The sequence below is a fragment of the Actinotalea subterranea genome (assembly GCF_008364845.1).
In the GTDB taxonomy this organism is placed as follows: Bacteria; Actinomycetota; Actinomycetes; order Actinomycetales; family Cellulomonadaceae; genus Actinotalea; species Actinotalea subterranea.
This window is the reverse complement of sequence record NZ_VTTP01000001.1, coordinates 155110-173248: the sequence shown is the minus strand read 5'-3', so window position 1 is coordinate 173248 and position 18139 is coordinate 155110. Positions and strand designations below refer to the sequence as shown.

14 protein-coding genes are annotated in these 18139 nt (G+C 75.5%); 9 read left to right on the top strand and 5 right to left on the bottom strand.

Going from position 1 to position 18139, the window contains the following annotated elements; all coding sequences use genetic code 11:
* Positions 1 to 49 precede the first annotated feature (49 nt).
* The 7 genes from FZ988_RS00750 (at position 50) to FZ988_RS00720 (ending at position 10235) form a co-directional block, all read left to right on the top strand.
* Positions 50 to 1744 carry a GTPase gene (locus FZ988_RS00750; protein WP_149202100.1) on the top strand — a complete coding sequence of 565 codons (1695 nt, stop codon included), beginning with the start codon at positions 50 to 52 and terminating at the stop codon, positions 1742 to 1744.
* A complete protein-coding gene (locus tag FZ988_RS00745; RefSeq protein WP_149202099.1) occupies positions 1741 to 3417 on the top strand; it encodes a GTPase in 1677 nt (558 codons plus the stop codon). The genes FZ988_RS00750 and FZ988_RS00745 overlap by 4 nt, the downstream gene beginning before the upstream one ends.
* 85 nt (positions 3418 to 3502) lie before the next feature.
* Positions 3503 to 4117 (top strand): single-stranded DNA-binding protein, encoded by a 615-nt coding sequence (locus FZ988_RS00740; RefSeq protein ID WP_149202098.1) that lies wholly within the window; start codon positions 3503 to 3505, stop codon positions 4115 to 4117.
* Between the two features lie 110 nt (positions 4118 to 4227).
* The gene (gene ettA, locus FZ988_RS00735; protein WP_149202097.1) at positions 4228 to 5910 is read left to right on the top strand and encodes an energy-dependent translational throttle protein EttA; all 1683 of its coding nucleotides are present in this window, start codon (positions 4228 to 4230) and stop codon (positions 5908 to 5910) included.
* Positions 5911 to 6160: 250 nt separating this feature from the next.
* Positions 6161 to 7993 (top strand): P-loop NTPase family protein, encoded by a 1833-nt coding sequence (locus tag FZ988_RS00730; protein WP_149202096.1) that lies wholly within the window; start codon positions 6161 to 6163, stop codon positions 7991 to 7993.
* Positions 7981 to 9744 (top strand): GTPase, encoded by a 1764-nt coding sequence (locus FZ988_RS00725; protein WP_149202095.1) that lies wholly within the window; start codon positions 7981 to 7983, stop codon positions 9742 to 9744. The genes FZ988_RS00730 and FZ988_RS00725 overlap by 13 nt, the downstream gene beginning before the upstream one ends.
* Positions 9741 to 10235 carry an acyl-CoA thioesterase gene (locus tag FZ988_RS00720; RefSeq protein ID WP_149202094.1) on the top strand — a complete coding sequence of 165 codons (495 nt, stop codon included), beginning with the start codon at positions 9741 to 9743 and terminating at the stop codon, positions 10233 to 10235. Before FZ988_RS00725 ends, FZ988_RS00720 begins: the two co-directional genes overlap by 4 nt.
* Positions 10236 to 10257: 22 nt before the next feature.
* Here FZ988_RS00720 and FZ988_RS00715 read toward each other — a convergent pair whose 3' ends face one another.
* A complete protein-coding gene (locus FZ988_RS00715; RefSeq protein ID WP_149202093.1) occupies positions 10258 to 11760 on the bottom strand; it encodes an SDR family oxidoreductase in 1503 nt (500 codons plus the stop codon).
* Between the two features lie 161 nt (positions 11761 to 11921).
* On the opposite strand from FZ988_RS00715, the gene FZ988_RS00710 reads away from it, so the two are divergent.
* Positions 11922 to 13355: a sugar porter family MFS transporter gene (locus FZ988_RS00710; RefSeq protein ID WP_149202092.1), complete on the top strand. Its 1434-nt coding sequence runs from the start codon at positions 11922 to 11924 to the stop codon at positions 13353 to 13355.
* A gap of 84 nt (positions 13356 to 13439) precedes the next feature.
* Here FZ988_RS00710 and FZ988_RS00705 read toward each other — a convergent pair whose 3' ends face one another.
* The 3 genes from FZ988_RS00705 to FZ988_RS00695 all read right to left on the bottom strand — a co-directional run bounded on the left by FZ988_RS00705 (position 13440) and on the right by FZ988_RS00695 (position 15929).
* Positions 13440 to 14417, bottom strand: a complete 978-nt coding sequence (locus tag FZ988_RS00705; RefSeq protein ID WP_149202091.1) for a DNA topoisomerase IB — start codon at positions 14415 to 14417, stop codon at positions 13440 to 13442.
* A gap of 168 nt (positions 14418 to 14585) precedes the next feature.
* Positions 14586 to 15458 (bottom strand): acyl-CoA thioesterase, encoded by an 873-nt coding sequence (locus FZ988_RS00700; RefSeq protein ID WP_149202090.1) that lies wholly within the window; start codon positions 15456 to 15458, stop codon positions 14586 to 14588.
* Positions 15459 to 15527: 69 nt separating this feature from the next.
* A complete protein-coding gene (locus FZ988_RS00695; protein WP_149202089.1) occupies positions 15528 to 15929 on the bottom strand; it encodes a globin in 402 nt (133 codons plus the stop codon).
* Between the two features lie 120 nt (positions 15930 to 16049).
* Between FZ988_RS00695 and FZ988_RS00690 the strand changes: the two genes are divergently transcribed.
* Entirely contained in the window at positions 16050 to 16313 is a 264-nt protein-coding gene (locus FZ988_RS00690; protein ID WP_149202088.1) for an HPr family phosphocarrier protein, read from the top strand.
* Positions 16314 to 16402: 89 nt separating this feature from the next.
* On the opposite strand, the gene ptsP is transcribed toward FZ988_RS00690, so the two are convergent.
* Complete coding sequence (gene ptsP, locus FZ988_RS00685) at positions 16403 to 18124, bottom strand: phosphoenolpyruvate--protein phosphotransferase (protein WP_149202087.1); 1722 nt, start codon at positions 18122 to 18124, stop codon at positions 16403 to 16405.
* Positions 18125 to 18139: the final 15 nt, after the last annotated feature.

Here is an 18139-nt window from a genome sequence, read left to right as displayed (position 1 = left end):
TGCGGCGCGTGTGTTTGGCCTGGGCACGGCCGCACGGGAGGATTGGGTCGTGAGCTCCGACCTGGTCAACCCGCGCAGCGTGGCTGGCGGGGGCACGGGCTCCGCGGCGGCCGCACCACCCGCCGACCGGCCGCGCGCGAGCGCCTCCCTGCTCGACGCCGTCGCGGACCTGCGGCGTGACGTCGACGCGACGCGTTTCCCCCTCGAGCTGGAGGGCGTCGCGCATGCGCAGGCACGGCGCAGCCAGCTGCTCGACCAGCTCGACGACCACCTGCTCCCTCGCCTGCGTGAGCTGTCCGCCCCGGCCGTCGTCGTCGTCGCGGGCTCGACCGGCGCCGGCAAGTCGACCATCGTGAACTCGCTCCTGGGCGAGGAGGTGAGCGCCGCGGGCGTGCTGCGTCCGACGACGCGCCGCCCCGTGCTCGCCCACCACCCGGACGACGCCGAGCTGCTCGCGGAGCACCCCCTGAGTGAGGCCGTCGAGGTCGTCGCCCGCCCGGCGGTGCCGCGTGGGGTCGCACTCGTGGACGCGCCGGACCTGGACTCGCTGCTCGAGAGCAACCGCGCCATGGCCCACCGCCTCCTCGAGGCCGCCGACCTGTGGGTGTTCGTGACGACCGCGGCCCGCTACGGGGACGCCCTGCCCTGGCAGGTCCTCGACCGCGCGAGCGCACGGGGCGCCTCCATGGCGATGGTGCTCAACCGCGTCCCGTCCGACGCGCTGCTCACCGTCAGGTCCGACCTCATGCACCGCCTGCGTGAGCGCGGCATGGCAGCCGTCCCGCTCTTCCTGGTGCCCGACGTCGGGCCGCACGAGGGCCTCCTGGACCCCACGGCGGTCGCGCCGATCCGCCGCTGGCTCGCCATGGTCGCCGGGCCGGACCGTGCCCGGTCCGTGATCGCGCGCACCCAGCGCGGGGCGCTCGCCGCTCTGCGCCCCTGGGTCGACGACCTCGCGGAGGCCGTCCAGGCCCAGGTCGACGCCCGGGTCCGCCTCCAGGGCATCGCCGCCGACGCCGTCGTCGGCCCTGCCGAGCGCACCGCGCTGAGCGTCGCCGAGGGAGGGGTCGTCGACGGCCCCGTCCGCGGGACCTGGGGCTCCGTCGGCCCCGCCGGGTCCGCCTGGGGCCGGCGCTGGACCGCGCGGCGCGGAAGGACCGGGCTGGCCGCCGCGCTCACCCGCCTCGACACCGAGCTGCGCGCGGCGCTCGTCGTGACCCTCGACAGCGCCCAGGCCAGGGCGGCGCGGGCCGTCCACACGGCTCTCGCCACGAGCAAGGCGCCCGGGGCGGCGACCGTCGTCGCGGCGCTCGCCGAACGCGGGGACGCCTCCGGCGAGCACACCGCCGGACGGCCCGACGCGGCAGGCCTCGCCGGTGCGGTGGACGCGTGGGTCGCGTCGGTCGACGCAGCCGTCGAGGTGCTGCTCGGTGCCGGCGACCGCCGGGCCCAGCGACGAGCGTCGCGACTCGTCCGCGCCGTCGGCAGGCCCGGCGCCACGACCATGGTGGCCGTGGCGGCCGCCGGTCTGGGTGAGGCGCGCGACGTGCTCGCAGGCGCCCTGGGGGGCGACACCGTCGACGAGCTCCTCGCGCCGCCGACCGAGCGCCTCACCATCCTCGCCACGGAGCGGGCACGCGCGGGCCGAGCCGCCGCCTTCGACGTCCTCGACTCGGACGACCTCGCCGACGACGCCGCCTCACGGCTCCGCCTGCGCCTGGCCGTCCTCAAGGGGCTGACATGACGAGCATCCCCGGCGCCGTCATCGGCCCGCGCACGGCCGCGCTCCTCGAGCGTGTCGAACGCCTCGAGGACGCGCTCGCGCGCGGGGGAGACCGGGTGCCCGCGGGCACGGCCGACGCGGTCCGCCGCACCCTCCAGGGGGTGCGGGAACGGCTCGCGCTCGGCGTGGACCACACGGTCGTCGCGCTCGTGGGTGGCACGGGCTCGGGCAAGTCGAGCGTCTTCAACGCGCTGAGCGGCCTCGACTTCGCCGACGTGGGTGTGCGGCGTCCGACAACGTCGCAGGTCACCGCGTGCGCGTGGGCGCACGACGCCAGGCCCCTGCTCGACTGGCTCGGCGTGTCCCGCGACCGGCGCATCGAGCGGGAGAGCGAGCTCGACGGCGAGAGCCAGGCGGACCTGCGCGGCCTCGTGCTGCTCGACCTGCCTGACCACGACTCCGTCGAGCCCGAGCACCGCGCCGTCGTCGACCGCCTGCTCCCGCTCGTCGACGTCCTCGTGTGGGTCGTCGACCCGCAGAAGTACGCCGACGACGCCCTGCACACCGGGTACCTGCGGCACCTCGTGGGCCACGAGGCCGCGATGCTCGTCGTGCTCAACCAGATCGACACCGTGCCGGTGGACGCGCAGGCGAGCCTCCTGCGCGACGTGTCCCGCCTCCTGCGCGAGGACGGCCTCGTGGAGGTCGGGGTCCACAGCGTCTCGGCGCGCACCGGTGACGGCATCCCCGTGCTCCGCGGTGTGCTCGCCCGCGCCGTCGCGAGCCACGGCGTGGCGGAGGTCCGCGCGACCGCGGAGCTCGACGACGCCGCCCGCGCGCTCGGCGCCGTCGTCGGACCCCGCGAGACCACCGACGCCGATCTGCCGCGCTCCTCGGCGATCGACGGTCTCGCCGAGGCCACCGGGCTGCCCGGGACCGTCGCGTCCGTCGAGCGGGCCGTGCGCTCGGGCCGTGCCGTGTCCGCCGGGGTCGGTGCCGTCCAGCAGGACCGGGTGCGGGCGGTCCGCGGCGCGTGGCTGCACGCCGTCACACCCGATCTCCCGGCCGTGTGGAACGAGGCCCTCACCGCCGCGGTGCCCGAGGCCGAGGCACTGGCCTCGGCGGTCGACAGCAGGCTCGCCGACACACGCGTCGCCGTCCGTCCGCCGCGCGGCGCCGCCGTCGCCCGTGCCCTGGCCGCCGTCCTGGCCCTGGCCGGGCTCACGGCAGCGGGCCTCGCGATCGGCTCGTGGGCCGGCGTCGGAACCTTCACGGGCGAGGCCGTGACGCTCGCGATCGCGGCCTGCGGTGGTCTCGTCGCGGCCGTGCTGCTCCTCGTGCTCGCGCGCGGCCTGCGTCGGGCGGCCGCCCGACGGGCCGGCGCCGAGCTCGACGGACGTGCCCGCGAGGCCCTCGGGCACGTCGTCGACGAGTGCCTCGGTGCACCCACCGCGGTCGTCCTCGGAGACCACCGGGTTGTGCGCGAGGCCGCGGAGGTCAGCCCGCTGCCTGCCGCCGGCCGTGGTGACCGGCGGCACGGGTCCGCGCACGCCGTCGACGCGCCCACGGTTGCGGGGCCCGCTACCGAACCACCCGCCGTTGGCGAGCCGCCCGCCGCTGCGCCTTCCACAGACCCGGCCCCGGACGCCGGCTCCCCAGCCCCCGGGACGGACGAGCCCTCCTCCACACCCTGACGGGTCCGTCCGCGCCGGCCCCGAGCGGCCCCGCGACGCTCGTTCCCGAGGGCCGGACGAGCCGGCCTCCAGGACAGGAGGAACGATGAGCTCCAACGGGCTGATGGTGACAGTGGTCGGCTGGGCGGCATCCACGCCGCGCGAGGTCGTCGGGGACGGCGTGCCGTACACGAGCTTCCGCGTGGCCACGACGCCCCGGTGGTACGACAACCGCGTCGGCGCCTGGACCGACGGGCGCACCGAGTGGCTCACCGTCAAGGCGTTCCGGGACGTCGCGTTCAACGTCGCCGCGTCCGTGCACAAGGGCGACCCCGTCCTCGTCCACGGTCGCATGCGCTCCGAGGAGTGGGCGGGCGAGAACGGGCCGCGCTTCGGGCTCGTCCTCGAGGCGCAGGCCCTCGGCCACGACCTCACGCGCGGCCGCTCGACGTTCGCGCGGACCGTGCACGTGTCGTCCGGGCAGGGTGACGGGGAGCAGACCGGCGTCGCGCGCTCCGGGGCTGCCGACGCGGACGACCCGTGGGCGACCGACCCCGCCGGGCCGACCGACCCGGCGGACCCGGCGGACCCGTCCGGACGCGCCCGCGGCGCCGCCGGGACCGTGGCCGGGGACGACCAGGCGGTCGACGGCGCGCTCGAGGACGACGACCACGCGGACGAGGCGTCGCTCGAGCCCGTGGGCACCGGTGCCGGCGCATGACGCCGTAGGCTGACGGGTGGTCCCGCCGGGCCGGCGCCACCGCGCGCCGGCCCCGGGCTGCCGTCCGCGGCACACCGACCACCCGACGACACCCAGGAGCAGACACCCACGTGGCTGAGTTCATCTACACCATGTACAAGGCGCGCAAGGCGCACGGCGACAAGGTGATCCTCGACGACGTCACCATGAGCTTCTACCCCGGGGCGAAGATCGGCGTCGTCGGCCCCAACGGCGCCGGGAAGTCGACGATCCTGAAGATCATGGCCGGCCTCGACGAGCCGTCCAACGGCGAGGCGCGCCTCTCCCCGGGCTACACCGTCGGGATCCTGCTCCAGGAGCCGCCGCTCAACGAGGAGAAGACCGTTCTCGGCAACGTCGAGGAGGGCGTCGCCGAGATCAAGGGCAAGCTCGACCGGTTCAACGAGATCTCGGCCCTCATGGCGGAGCCCGACGCGGACTTCGACACGCTGCTCGCCGAGATGGGCGAGCTCCAGGAGGTGCTGGACCACGCCGGCGCGTGGGACCTCGACGCCCAGCTCGAGCAGGCGATGGACGCCCTGCGCTGCCCGCCGCCGGACGCCGACGTGTCGGTGCTGTCCGGTGGTGAGCGGCGTCGCGTCGCGCTGTGCAAGCTGCTCCTGGAGAAGCCCGACCTCCTGCTCCTCGACGAGCCCACGAACCACCTCGACGCCGAGAGCGTGCTGTGGCTCGAGCAGCACCTGTCCCAGTACGCCGGCGCCGTGCTCGCCGTGACCCACGACCGGTACTTCCTCGACCACGTCGCCGAGTGGATCGCCGAGGTCGACCGCGGACGCCTCTACCCGTACGAGGGCAACTACTCCACGTACCTGGAGAAGAAGCAGGCGCGGCTCGAGGTGCAGGGCAAGAAGGACGCCAAGCTCTCCAAGCGCCTCAAGGACGAGCTCGAGTGGGTGCGCTCGTCGGCGAAGGGCCGCCAGACCAAGTCGAAGGCCCGCCTCGCGCGCTACGAGGAGATGGCCGCCGAGGCGGACCGCACGCGGAAGCTGGACTTCGAGGAGATCCAGATCCCGATGGGCCCGCGCCTGGGCAGCGTGGTCATCGAGGCCAAGGACCTCACGAAGGGCTTCGACGACCGCGTGCTCATCGACGGGCTCAGCTTCACGCTGCCCCGCAACGGCATCGTCGGTGTCATCGGCCCCAACGGCGTCGGCAAGACGACGCTCTTCAAGACGATCGTCGGCCTCGAGCCGCTCGACGCCGGGTCCCTGCGTGTGGGGGAGACCGTCAAGCTCTCGTACGTCGACCAGTCCCGCGGCGGCATCGACCCGAAGAAGACCCTCTGGGAGGTCGTGTCCGACGGGCTCGACTTCATCAAGGTCGGCAACGTCGAGATGCCGTCCCGCGCGTACGTCGCTGCCTTCGGCTTCAAGGGCCCCGACCAGCAGAAGCCCGCGGGCGTCCTGTCCGGTGGCGAGCGCAACCGCCTCAACCTCGCGCTCACGCTCAAGCAGGGCGGCAACGTGCTGCTCCTCGACGAGCCCACCAACGACCTCGACGTCGAGACCCTCGGCTCGCTCGAGAACGCGCTCCTGGAGTTCCCGGGCTGCGCCGTCGTGGTCTCCCACGACCGGTGGTTCCTCGACCGGGTCGCGACCCACATCCTCGCCTACGAGGGCACCGAGGAGGACCCGTCGCGCTGGTACTGGTTCGAGGGCAACTTCGAGTCCTACGAGGCGAACAAGGTCGAGCGCCTCGGCGCCGACGCCGCCCGTCCGCACCGCGTCACGTACCGCAAGCTCACGCGCGACTGACCTCGGGCCGCGCCCGACGCACGTACGCACGCGCGGCGGGCGCCACAGCGGATACGCCCGGCAAGCACGCACGGCAAGCACGGACGGCAAGGACGCACGGCGCACACGCACCGCACCGACGACCGGTCACCCTCGGGTGGCCGGTCGTCGGCGTCTGCGCCCGTGCCCGCGCCCGTGCCCGTGCCCGTGCCGGGCATGATCGACCACGCTGCGCCAGACTGGCCGTGGACGACCACCGACGGGAGCGCGCATGAGCACCGAGCAGGACGGTGAGCGCCTCGCCGCCGCCCTCGTCGGCCTGCGCTCGGCGGTCGCCACCCTGCGGCTGCCCCTCGGCCTCCCCGGCGCGGACGCCGACCGGCGCGCAGCCGCCGCCCTCGTGGACCACCTCGACGACTACCTCGTGCCCCGCGTGCGCCAGATGGGTGCCCCGCTCCTCGCGGTCGTCGGCGGCTCGACCGGCGCGGGCAAGTCCACGCTCGTCAACAGCCTGCTCGGTGCGCGGGTCACCGCCGCGGGCGTGCTGCGGCCGACCACACGGTCACCCGTCCTGGTGCACCACCCCGACGACACGGCCTGGTTCACCACGGACCGCGTGCTCCCGCGCCTGCCCCGCGTCACGGGCACCGACGCCGAGGGCCGCGCCCTGCGCCTCGTACCCCACCCGCAGGTCCCACGCGGGCTCGCGCTCCTGGACGCGCCCGACATCGACTCGGTCGTCGTGGAGAACCGTGAGCTCGGCGAGGAGCTGCTCGGCGCCGCCGACCTCTGGGTCTTCGTCACGACGGCCGCACGGTACGCCGACGCCGTCCCGTGGGACCTGCTCGGTGCGGCAGCCCGACGTCGGGCAGCGGTCGCGATGGTCCTCAACCGCGTCGCGCCCGAGGCGACCGACGCCGTCGCGGGCCACCTGGGCGCCATGCTCACCGAGCACGGCCTCGCCGAGGCCCACCTGTTCACCGTCCCCGAGGCGACCTTGCACGACGGGCTGCTGCCCACCGTGGCGGTCGCCGACCTGTCGACGTGGCTGCGCGGGGTCGCCGGGGACGTGGTCGCGCGTGACGCGCTCGTGCGGCGGACCGTCCGCGGTGCGGTCGAGGACGTGCTCGCCCAGGCACCCGGCCTCGCGTCGGCGGCCGACGCCCAGGTCGCGCACGTCGAACGCCTGCGGTCGGTCGTGGCCACGGCGTACGACGGCGCCGCGCGCTCGCTCGAGGCCGCGACCTCCGACGGCACGATGCTGCGCGGCGAGGTGCTCGCACGGTGGCAGGAGTTCGTCGGCACGGGCGAGCTGCTGCGTGCCATCGAGGCCAAGGTCAGCACGTGGCGTGACCGCGCGTCCGCGTTCCTGCACGGCCGGCCCGCACCCGAGCCCGTCGCCGCCGCGATCGGCCACGGCCTCGTGGACCTCGTCCAGGACGCCGCCGACGGCGCCGCGGACCACGCCTACGCCTCGTGGCGCGCCGACCCGGCGGGTGCCGCGCTCGTCGACGGGCTCCGCCTCTCCCGCTCCGCGGTCGACCTGCGCGAGCGCGTCACCGCGGAGATCCGGGAGTGGCAGTCGGGTGTGCTCGACCTCGTCTCGACCGAGGGCGCCGGCCGCCGGACGACCGCCCGGGCGCTCTCCTTCGGCGTCAACGGCCTCGGCGCCGCCCTCATGGTCGCGATCTTCGCGTCCACGGGTGGCCTGACGACCGCGGAGGTCGGTGTCGCGGGCGGCACCGCTGTGCTCGCCCAGCGGCTGCTCGAGGCCGTGTTCGGCGACGACGCGGTTCGCCGCCTGACCCGCACCGCGCACGACGACCTGGTGCGCCGCATGCGCCGGCTGCTCGCCGAGGAGGCCGCACGGTTCACGACCGGCCTCGACGCGCTCGACCTGTCCGTGCGCGGCGGTGAGCAGGTGCGTGCGGCCGCGCACGCCGTCGGGCTCGCGGTGCCGGACGCCCCGGTCGTCGGACCCGCGGGCCCGGGCACCGGTGGGCCGCACGCCACCGCGGGCGCAGGCGCGCAGGCTCCCGACCGGACGACCCCCGACGAGGTCGGCGGCCTGCGTGGGTGGTGGCAGCGGCTGTGGCGACCGTGACCGTCACGGAGCGCCTGGACGCGCTCGCGCGAGCCGTCCGCGCCGGGCGGGGCGTGCTGCCGTCGAGCCTCGTCGCCGTCGCGCAGGACGTCGAGGAGCGCGCGGGCCACCGCCTGCGGCTCTCGGCCGACCACACCGTCGTCGCCCTCGGGGGCTCGACCGGGTCGGGCAAGTCCTCGCTCGTCAACGCTATCGTCGGGGCCCCGCTCGCCCAGGTCGACGTGCTGCGGCCCACCACCTCGGAGGCGCTGGCCGTGGTGCGCGGCGAGACCGGGTCGGCGGCGCTGCTCGACTGGCTCGGCGTTCGACGGCGTCACCAGCTCGGCGCCGAAGGTGCCCCCGCCGACGGCCTGATCCTGCTCGACCTCCCCGACCACGACTCGGTGCTCACGGCCCACCGGCTCGAGGCCGAGCGGCTCATGGCCCTCGTCGACCTCATGGTGTGGGTCGTGGACCCGCAGAAGTACGCCGACGCCGCCGTGCACGAGCGCTACCTGCGCGGGCTCGCCGACCATCGCGACGTCGTCCTCGTGGTGCTGAACCAGGTGGACCGCCTGAGCCCCGAGGAGCGGGCCGCGTGCCACCGGGACCTGCAGGGGCTGCTCGCCGACGACGGCCTCGGAGGCGTCCCACTGATCGACGCCTCCGCGCTCACGGGCCAGGGCATCCCCGAGCTGCGCGCCGCGCTCGACGACGCCGCCGCGCGCAGGCTCGCGGCCACGGCCCGCGTCGAGGCCGACGTCATCCACCTCGCGCGGCAGATCCTCGAGCACTGCGGCCCCGCGCCCGCCGGGGAGGGGCCGCGCCGAGGGGCGCAGGCCGAGCTGGTCGAGGCCCTCGCCGTCGCAGCCGGCGTCCCGGTGGTCGCCGAGGCGGTGCGCGCGGCGTGGTCGCTGCGCGCCTGGCGGGCGACCGGCTGGCCGCCCACGCGGTGGCTGAGCCGCTTCCGCGTCGACCCGCTGCGTCGCCTGCACCTCGCCGCGGGTGGCGGGGGTGGCACCTCACCCGGGACCGGTCGTTCCCGTGAGCGCGGGGCGGTCGACGCCGACCTGGTACGGACGTCCGTCCCGCCGCCCGGGCCCGCCGAGCACGCGCGGGCCCGCGCGGCTGTGCGGGGCTACACCGACGCCGCGACCTCGCGCGCCCCCGAGGCGTGGGTGCTCGCCGCACGGTCACGCAGCCTTGCCGACGGCGACGACGGGGCGCGTCTCCTCGACGCGCTGGACCGCGCCGTCGCCGGGACACGCGTCGTCCCCGGCCGGCGGCCGCGCTGGTGGGCCGCGACGGGTGCCCTCCAGTGGGTCCTGCTCGCCGTGATGCTCGGCGGGCTCGCGTGGCTCGGTGCGCTCGCCGGGCTCGACGCGCTACAGCTGCCCACGCCCGAGCCGCCGCGGTGGGGCGAGGTGCCCGTGCCCACGCTCGCGGCCGTCGGCGGCGCCGTCGTGGGCCTCCTCGTCGCGGGCCTCGCGCGCGTCGCCGCCCGCTGGGGGGCCGCGCGGCGAGCGCGCCGCGCGACGACCCAGCTGCGATCGACCGTCGCCGCGGTCGCCGACGAGCACGTGGTCCGGCCCGTCGACGAGGTGCTGGCCCGCTGGGCGGAGTGCCGCTCGGCAGCGGAGGCCGCGGCGACGCCAGCGCCCGCGCGTCGAGGCCGGACCGCGGGCGCCACCACGGGCGCGTCCGCCGGGTCGAGGCCTGGTGGCAGGATGCGACGCGGCCACGTCGCCCCCGACCCGGAAGGTCCCCGATGACCCGCCTGTTGGTTCCCGTCCCGCTGCGCTGGGCCGATCTCGACGCCTACGGGCACGTCAACAACGTGGCGATCATGCGGCTCCTCGAGGAGGCCCGCATCGCCGCGTTCTGGAAGCACCCGACCGCGGTCGACGAGAGCCCCTGGGAGACGGCCGTGCTCGACGCCGGGCCCACCGCGACGACGCACACGCTCGTCGCGCGCCAGGAGGTCGAGTACCTCCTGCCGCTGGGCTACCAGCGCGCACCCGTGACCGCCGAGATGTGGATCGGTCACCTGGGCGGAGCGAGCCTCGAGGTCTCCTACCAGCTCACGACCCTCGTCGACGGCCGGCGCACGGTCCACGTGCAGGCGGTCACGACGATCGTCCTGCTCGACTCGACGACCGAGCGCCCGCGCCGCATCAGCGACGAGGAACGCGCGGTGTGGGGCCCGTACGTCGAGGAACCCGTGCAGATGCGCCGCCGCGCACGCAACGGCACCGCGGTCTAGGCACCCGTCCGGTCCGCCGCAGTCAGGCGGCCGACGGGCCTTCACCCTGCGCGAGCTCCGCGGCGAGCCGCTCCGCCTCGCGCCGCATGCCCCGCTGCATCCCGCCGAACACGACGCCGTGGAAGGGCGCGACGGACCACCAGTAGAGCTGGCCGAGGAGCCCGTGCGGGTGGAACGTCGCCACCTGGCGCAGCGTCGACGTCCCCGGGTCCGCCTCCGGACGCACCGCGAGCTCGAGCCAGGCCAGCCCGGGGACCCGCATCTCGGCGCGCAGCCGCAGCATCCGGGGCGGGACGACCTCCTCGACGCGCCAGAAGTCGACGGCGTCGTCCACGAGGAGCAGCGCGGGGTGCCGACGGCCGCGCCGCAGGCCCGGGCCACCCGAGACGCGGTCGAGCAGACCGCGGACCTCCCAGGCGAGCGGCCACGAGTACCACCCGCGCTCGCCGCCCACCGTCTGGATGACGCTCCACACGACGTCGGCGGGTGCGTCGACCCGCGTGCGCCGCTCGTCCCGGTAGAGCGAGCCGCCGGCCCAGTCGGGGTCGCTCGGCAGCGGGTCGCTGGGAGCCCCCGGCACCGACGCCGAGGACCAGCGCGTCGCGACGTCGGCGTCCTGGATGCGCTGGAGGGCGAGCCGGACGGCGTCGTCGAAGCCGAGCAGACCCGTCGGCGGGTCGGGCACGTGCTCGGCGATGTCCTTCTCGTCGCACACCACCTCGTGGACCAGCGACTCGACGAGGGGGCGGGCGAGGGGACCCGGCACGGGCGTCACGAGGGACACCCAGAGGCTCGAGAGGCGCGGCGTGAGCACGGGCACACCGACGATGATGCGCCGGGGCAGGCCCGCGACGGCGGCGTAGCGCTGCATCATCTGGCGGTACGTGAGCACCTCGGGGCCGCCGATGTCGAAGGCACGGCTCACGTCGTCCGGCATGTCGGCGCTGCCCACCAGGTACCGAAGCACGTCGCGGACCGCGATCGGCTGGATGCGGTTCTCGACCCAGCGGGGCACCGTCATCGCGGGCAGCCGCTCGGTGAGGTAGCGCATCATCTCGAACGAGGCCGACCCGGAGCCGAGGATCACCGCGGCGCGCAGCACCGTCGTCGGGACGCCCGACGCGAGGAGGATCTCACCGACCTCCTTGCGGGACTCGAGGTGCGGCGAAAGGTCCTGGCCCTGCGGGAAGAGGCCACCGAGGTAGACGATGCGCCGGACGCCCGCCTCGCGCGCCGCCTGCGCGAACACGAGCGCGGTGCGCCGGTCACGCGCCTCGAAGCGACCCGTCCCGAGCGAGTGGATGAGGTAGTACGCGACGTCGACACCCTCGAGCGCCGCCCGGATCTCGTCGAGCTCGGCGGCGTCGGCACCGACCGCCTCGACCCGGTCGGCCCAGGGCCGGCCCTGCAGGCGCCCCGGGTTGCGTGCGATGGCCCGCACCCGGTACCCCGCGTCGAGGAGCTCAGGGACGAGGCGGCCGCCGACATAGCCGGTGACGCCCGTGACGGCGACGAGTCTGCTCATCACCGGAGCGTAGGCGCGGGCACGCCGCGGCGCGCGGCCGGTGCGTGCCGCAGTCCGTGCCCGTACGTCCCCGGTGTGCCGTGCGTTCCCGGGCACCCCTCCGGTGGTGGGGCCGCAGGGGTGGACGTACGGTCGAGCGGTCCACGACGAGGAGGCGCGCCATGGCTGGGACGCAGGAGACGGGTACGGGCGGGTCGGCGCCGGGGCAGGGCGCGGCTGAGGAGTACGACACCGGCCGCGCGATCCTCCTCGCGAGCGTCGCCGCCCTCGGCGGGTTCCTGTTCGGCTTCGACACCGCGGTCATCAACGGTGCCGTCTCCGCGATCCGCGACGAGTTCGCGATGGGCAGCGGCCTGACGGGCTTCGCGGTCTCCTCGGCCCTGCTCGGCTGCGTCGTCGGCGCGTGGCTCGCGGGCCGCCTCGCGGACAGGCAGGGCCGCATCCGGGTCATGCTGATCGCGTCCGTGCTGTTCACCGTCAGCGCGATCGGCTCGGGGCTCGCCCAGGGGCCGTGGGACCTCATCCTGTGGCGCGTGGTGGGAGGCCTCGGCGTCGGGGCCGCGTCCGTCATCGCTCCCGCGTACATCGCGGAGATCTCACCGGCGTCGATCCGCGGACGGCTCGGCTCGCTCCAGCAGCTCGCCATCGTCACCGGCATCTTCGTCGCCCTGCTCTCGGACTACTTCTTCGCGACCGCGGCCGGCGGTGCAGCCGAGGTGCACTGGCTCGGGCTCGAGGCGTGGCGCTGGATGTTCTTCGCCGAGGCCGTGCCGGCCGTGGCGTACGGCCTGCTGGCGCTGAGCATCCCGGAGTCGCCGCGCTACCTCGTGTCCCGGGGTGAGCACGACGACGCACGCCAGGTGCTCAGCCAGGTCCTCAAGACGGGCATCGACGAGCGCATGCGGGAGATCCGGCGCACCGTGTCCATGGACACGCGCTCCTCGTTCGCCGACCTGCGCGGCACCGCGCTCGGGCTCAGGCCGATCGTGTGGGTCGGGATCGCGCTGTCCCTGTTCCAGCAGTTCGTCGGCATCAACGTGATCTTCTACTACTCCGCGACCCTGTGGCAGAGCGTGGGCTTCAGCGAGGAGGACTCGCTCGTCCAGACCGTCATCACGTCGGTCACCAACATCGTCGTCACGATCATCGCGATCTCCGTGATCGACAAGGTGGGCCGGCGCCGGCTGCTCCTGACCGGGTCGGTCGGCATGGTCGCGAGCCTCGCGACGCTCGCGTTCGTGTTCGCGACTGCCCCTCTCGTCGACGGCGAGCCTGCGCTCTCGGACTCCGCGGGGCCCGTGGCGCTCGTCGCCGCCAACGCGTTCGTCGTGTTCTTCGGGGTCTCCTGGGGACCGGCCGTGTGGGTCCTGCTCGGGGAGATGTTCAGCAACGCGATCCGGGCGAGCGCGCTCGGCCTCGCTGCGGCGGCGCAGTGGCTCGGCAACTTCGCGATCTCGACGACGTTCCCCGCGCTCGCGGACCTGGGCCTCGGCGTCGCGTACGGCCTGTACACGGTGTTCGCCGCGCTCTCGTTCTTCTTCGTGCTCCGGCTCGTGCCCGAGACCAAGGGGCGTCAGCTCGAGGACATGGAGTAGCGACCGGCCGAGCAGCGACGGGCGCCGGCCACGCGGGGCTCGCACGCGTCGCGGGAGCTCAGGTCACGCGCCCGCCGCGGGCACTCACGTCAGGAGGGCGATGAGCGCCCTCTCCGCACCCGCTCGCGTCCGGCGCCTGCCGATGGTCCGTCCGTGCTCCCAGAGGTCGACCAGGCGCGGGTCGATGTACGACGCGCGGCACACCGCGGGGGTGTTCCCGAGCTCGTCGGCGACCTCCCGCACGACCTGGCTCACGACGCGGCTCCGGGCCCGCTCCGACGACGGCGGCGGGCCCGCCTCGGCGAGTGCGGCGGCCGCGAGGACGCTCGCGTGCCACGTCCGGAAGTCCTTGGGCCGGGCGTCGGACCCGAGGCGGTCCTTGACGTACTCCTGGATGTCCGCCGAGGTCACGTCGTGCCAGCGACCGGCGCCGTCCTGCCAGGCGAGCAGGTCGCGCAGGCGCCCGGGGCGGTCCTTGAGCTCGCGCACGAGGGCGGCGATGTCGCCGTCGTCGACGCGCGTCTCGCGGAGCTGTCCCGACTTGGCCGGGTAGCGGAAGCTCACGCCCTCGTCGTCGACGTCGACGTGCGTGCGGCGGATCGTCGCGAGGCCGAAGCTCCCGTTCGCCTTGGCGTAGGACTCTCCGCCCGCGCGGAAGTACGCCTCGTCGAGCAGCCGGAACGCGAGCGCGAGCACCTTGACCCGTGGCATGCCCGGCAGCGCGAGGTGGGTGGCGACGGTGCGCCGGGCTCCGGGAAGGCGTCGCGCCATCGCGAGCACCTGCTCGTGCTTCGCGCGGTCGCGGCGCTCGCGCCAGTGCGGGTGGTAGAGGTACTGGCGACGCCCGGCGTCGTCCGTACCCATCGCCTGGATGTGGCCGTTCTCCTGCGGGCAGATCCACACGTCGGTCCATGCGGGAGGGATGACGAGGTCCTCGCAGCGGGCGACGGCCGCGGGGTCCGTGATCCGCCGACCCTGCTCGTCGAGGTACACCGTGCCTCGGCCCTGGCGCCGCCGCGACCACCCGGCATCCTGCGTGCGGGACCGGCGCAGGCGTGGCATGCGGACAGTCTGGGGCGGCCGACGTCAGGCGGCACGTCGAACGGCGGAACCGTCGCGGTGCGGGCTGGCCGGTCCCTGCGCGGGCTGCCGGTCGCTGCGCGGGCGATCCGGTCGCTGCGCGGGCTGCCCGGTCGCTGCGCGGGCTGCCGGTCGTCGACCCGGCGGGGCTCAGTCGTCGAGCGGGAAGCGGACCATGCCCTCCTGGGCGATCGTCGCGACGAGCGCCCCGTCCTCGCGGTACACGCGCGCGGCGCCGAGGCCACGGCCGCCCTGGGCCGACGGCGCGGACTGGACGTAGAGCAGCCACTCGTCGACGCGTGCCGGTCGGTGCCACCACATCGCGTGGTCGAGGCTCGCGATCGACAGGGCCTGCGTGGACCAGCTCGCGCCGTGCCGCCGAAGGACCGGCTCGAGCATGACCTGGTCGCACGCGTAGGCGAGCAGGGCGCGGTGCAGCACCTGGTCGTCGGGCACCGGGCCGCGGGCCTTCATCCACACCATCTGCCGGTCGGTGCGCTCGCCGGCAGGCCCCGTGTAGACGGACTCCTCGACGTGGCGCAGGTCGAAGGCCGAGGCCTGCGTCCAGAACGCGGCGAGCGGGTGGTCGATAGGGCCCAGGGTCTCGAAGACGCTCGGCAGGCCCTCGGGTCGCGGAACCGTCGAGGGTGGCGTGTCCGAGTGCTCGACGCCGGGCTGCTCCACCTGGAAGGAGGTCGTCATGGCCAGGATCGGCACGCCCGCCTGGAGCGCGTGGGTGCGGCGCGCGCTGAACGACCGGCCGTCGCGCAGGCGCTCGACGGCGAACGTGATCTCCTGCTTCACGTCGCCCGGGCGCAGGAAGTACCCGTGCACGGAGTGGGGGAGCCGGTCGTGGCCGACGGTGGCCGCCGCGGCGAGCAGGGACTGCGCGAGGACCTGGCCGCCGAAGACGCGCCCGCCGGGCTTGTCGAGGCTGTCGCCCGTGAACGTGTCGGCGTCGACCGTGCGCAGCGCGAGCACGTCGAGCACGGCGCGGAGCGGGTCGGTCGTCGGGTGGGGCATCGGTCTCCTCGGGTGGGCGGCCTGCGCGGGGATCGGCGTGGGTGGTGGGTGGGCGGCGGGCCGCCCGGGTCAGTCGTCGAACGTGTTGACCATCGCGTGCGCCGCGCGTTCCAGGTAGTCCCAGAGCGTTGCGTGCTGGAGCGGCGGGAGGGCGAGCGAGTCGAGCGCGGTGCGCATGTGTGCGAGCCACCGGTCGCGCGCCGCGGGGTTGACCTTGTAGGGCGCGTGCCGCAGGCGCAGGCGTGGGTGGCCACGCTGCTCGCTGTACGTGGTGGGGCCGCCCCAGTACTGCTCGAGGAAGGTCCGCAGCCGCTCGGCGGCCGGGCCCAGGTCCTGCTCCGGGTACATGGGCCGCAGGAGGTCGTCGTCGGCCACCTGCGCGTAGAACGCCGCGACGAGCCGCTCGAAGGTCTCGGTCCCGCCGACGGCGTCGTAGAACGTGTCGCTGGGCTGGCGCTCGGCGTGGCTCACGCAGCCATTGTCGCCCACGCCCGGCGCTGCGGGAGACGTCGGGCCGGCGACCCGCTAAGGTGGTCCAGACCAGTTGGCTCGACGGTGCCCCAGGGGCCGTCCCGTATCTGCGAGGTCCCCGTGCCCGAACGCCGTGTCACCGTCGCCATCGCCGAGGGCCTGCACGCCCGCCCGGCCGCACTCTTCGTCCAGCTCGCAGGCGCCCAGCCCGCCACCGTCACCATCCGCAAGGACGACGGCGCACCGGCCCCCGCGGGCAGCATCCTCGCCGTCATGGCCCTCGGCGCGAAGGGCGGCGACGAGGTCGTGCTCGAGGCCGAGGGCGACGGGGCCGAGGCGTCGCTCGACGCGCTCGCCGATTACCTGACGACGCCCGACCACTGAGCTCGTTTGAGCACGCAGGGCACCCCGACGCTGAGCGCTCGGCCTGCCGCCCAGGCGTCTGAGCGGCCGGCCGAGCCCCCGGCGCGGCCCTACAGGCCGAGCTCGACGAGCACGGGCAGGCGGCCCCGGACGGCGTCGCGCGCACCCTGTGCCGTCTCGGCGGCGAGCGCCAGCGCGGCCAGCTCCTCGCACTCGCGACGCGTGACCGAGGCGAGCACCGCCGCGACGTCCGCGAGCGCCCGGGGCGTCATCGACAGCGACGTGACGCCAAGGCCCACCAGCACGACGGCCAGCGCCGGGTCGGCCGCGGCCTCGCCGCAGACGCCTACCGGGCGGGCCTGCTGGGCGCCGCCCCGGCAGGTCGCCGCCACCAGGTCGAGGACCGCGGGCTGCCAGGCAGTCGACAGCGGCGCGAGCTCGCCCAGCAGGCGGTCGGCCGCCATCGCGTACTGCGTCAGGTCGTTGGTGCCGATGCTCGCGAACGCCGCGCGCGCGAGGATGGGGCCCGAGCGCAGCGCCGCGGCCGGGACCTCGACCATGACGCCTGCGTGCGTCAGGCCGTGCGCCGCGCACCGGGCCACGAAGTCCTCCGTCTCCTCGACGGTCGCGACCATCGGGGCCATGACCCACACGTCGGCCTGCTCGGCGGTCGCGGCGCGTGCGATCGCGGCGAGCTGGTCGTCGAGCACCTGCGGGTCGCGACCGCTCGTGCGCAGGCCGCGCACGCCGAGCGCGGGGTTCGGCTCGTCGGCGGCGGTGAGGAAGGGCAGCGGCTTGTCCGCACCGGCGTCGAGCGTGCGGACCACCACCTTGCGGCCGGGGAACGCCGCGAGCACCGCGCGGTAGGCGGTCGTCTGCTCGTCGACGGACGGGGCCTCGGTGCGGTCCAGGAAGCAGAACTCCGTGCGGAACAGGCCGATGCCCTCCGCGCCCGCGGAGGCCGCGGCGACCGCGTCCTCGGGTCCGCCGACGTTCGCGAGCAGCGGGACGCGGACGCCGTCCGCCGTGCGGCCCTCGCCGTCGAACGTGCGGGCGCGTCCTGCGAGGGCCCGGGCACGCTCGACCTGCTCGGGGGAGGGGTCGCGCGTGACGGTGCCCGCCCCGCCGTCGACCAGCACGACGTCCGACGCCGTGAGCGCGGCCGCACCCGGCGCGGCGACCACGGCGGGGATGCCGAGGCTGCGCGCGAGGATCGCAGTGTGCGACGTGGGGCCGCCCTGGAGCGTCACGATCGCGGTGACGCGCGTCGGGTCCAGGGTCGCGGTGTCCGCCGGGGCCAGGTCGCCGGCGACCAGCACGAAGGGGTGGTCGAGGTCCGGCACGCCGGGCGCCGGGTGGCCCGTCAGGTGCGCGACGACCCGGTCGCGCACGTCCGCGACGTCGCGTGTGCGCTCGCCGAGGTACCCGCCCAGGGCCGAGAGCTGGTCGATGACGGTCCCCGCGGCCTGCCAGACCGCGCGGGCGGGTCCCGTGCCCGCCCGCACGAGCGTCTCGGCGCCCGCGAGCAGGGTCGGGTCGGTGGCCATCATCGCGGTGGTGCGCAGCACCGTGGCCGCCTCGGCGGCGGCGGGCGCCATGCCCGCCGGCGCGGCCTCCGTCCCGCGCGGGGCCTCGAGGCGCGCGGCTCGCGCCTCCAGGTCGGCGGCCACCGCTGCCGCCGCGGCCCGCACCCGGGCGACCGCGTCGTCCGCGGTCTCGGCCCCGAGCGTCGAGGTCGCATCCGGCTCGGCCACCGCCGGTGGCATCCACGCCACGGGCCCGACGCCGAGCCCCGGGCTGACGCCCACTCCGATGAGCACGTCCTGCTGCATGGCTGTCCCGTCCGG

Bases quoted from the DNA above. Each gene is read 5' to 3' on its own strand.
- FZ988_RS00745 (WP_149202099.1), top strand. From the start codon at position 1,741: ATGACGAGCATCCCCGGCGCCGTCATCGGCCCGCGCACGGCCGCGCTC.
- FZ988_RS00740 (WP_149202098.1), top strand. From the start codon at position 3,503: ATGAGCTCCAACGGGCTGATGGTGACAGTGGTCGGCTGGGCGGCATCC.
- FZ988_RS00730 (WP_149202096.1), top strand. From the start codon at position 6,161: ATGAGCACCGAGCAGGACGGTGAGCGCCTCGCCGCCGCCCTCGTCGGC.
- FZ988_RS00720 (WP_149202094.1), top strand. From the start codon at position 9,741: ATGACCCGCCTGTTGGTTCCCGTCCCGCTGCGCTGGGCCGATCTCGAC.
- FZ988_RS00715 (WP_149202093.1), bottom strand. From the start codon at position 11,760: ATGAGCAGACTCGTCGCCGTCACGGGCGTCACCGGCTATGTCGGCGGC.
- FZ988_RS00710 (WP_149202092.1), top strand. From the start codon at position 11,922: ATGGCTGGGACGCAGGAGACGGGTACGGGCGGGTCGGCGCCGGGGCAG.
- FZ988_RS00705 (WP_149202091.1), bottom strand. From the start codon at position 14,417: ATGCCACGCCTGCGCCGGTCCCGCACGCAGGATGCCGGGTGGTCGCGG.
- FZ988_RS00700 (WP_149202090.1), bottom strand. From the start codon at position 15,458: ATGCCCCACCCGACGACCGACCCGCTCCGCGCCGTGCTCGACGTGCTC.
- ptsP (WP_149202087.1), bottom strand. From the start codon at position 18,124: ATGCAGCAGGACGTGCTCATCGGAGTGGGCGTCAGCCCGGGGCTCGGC.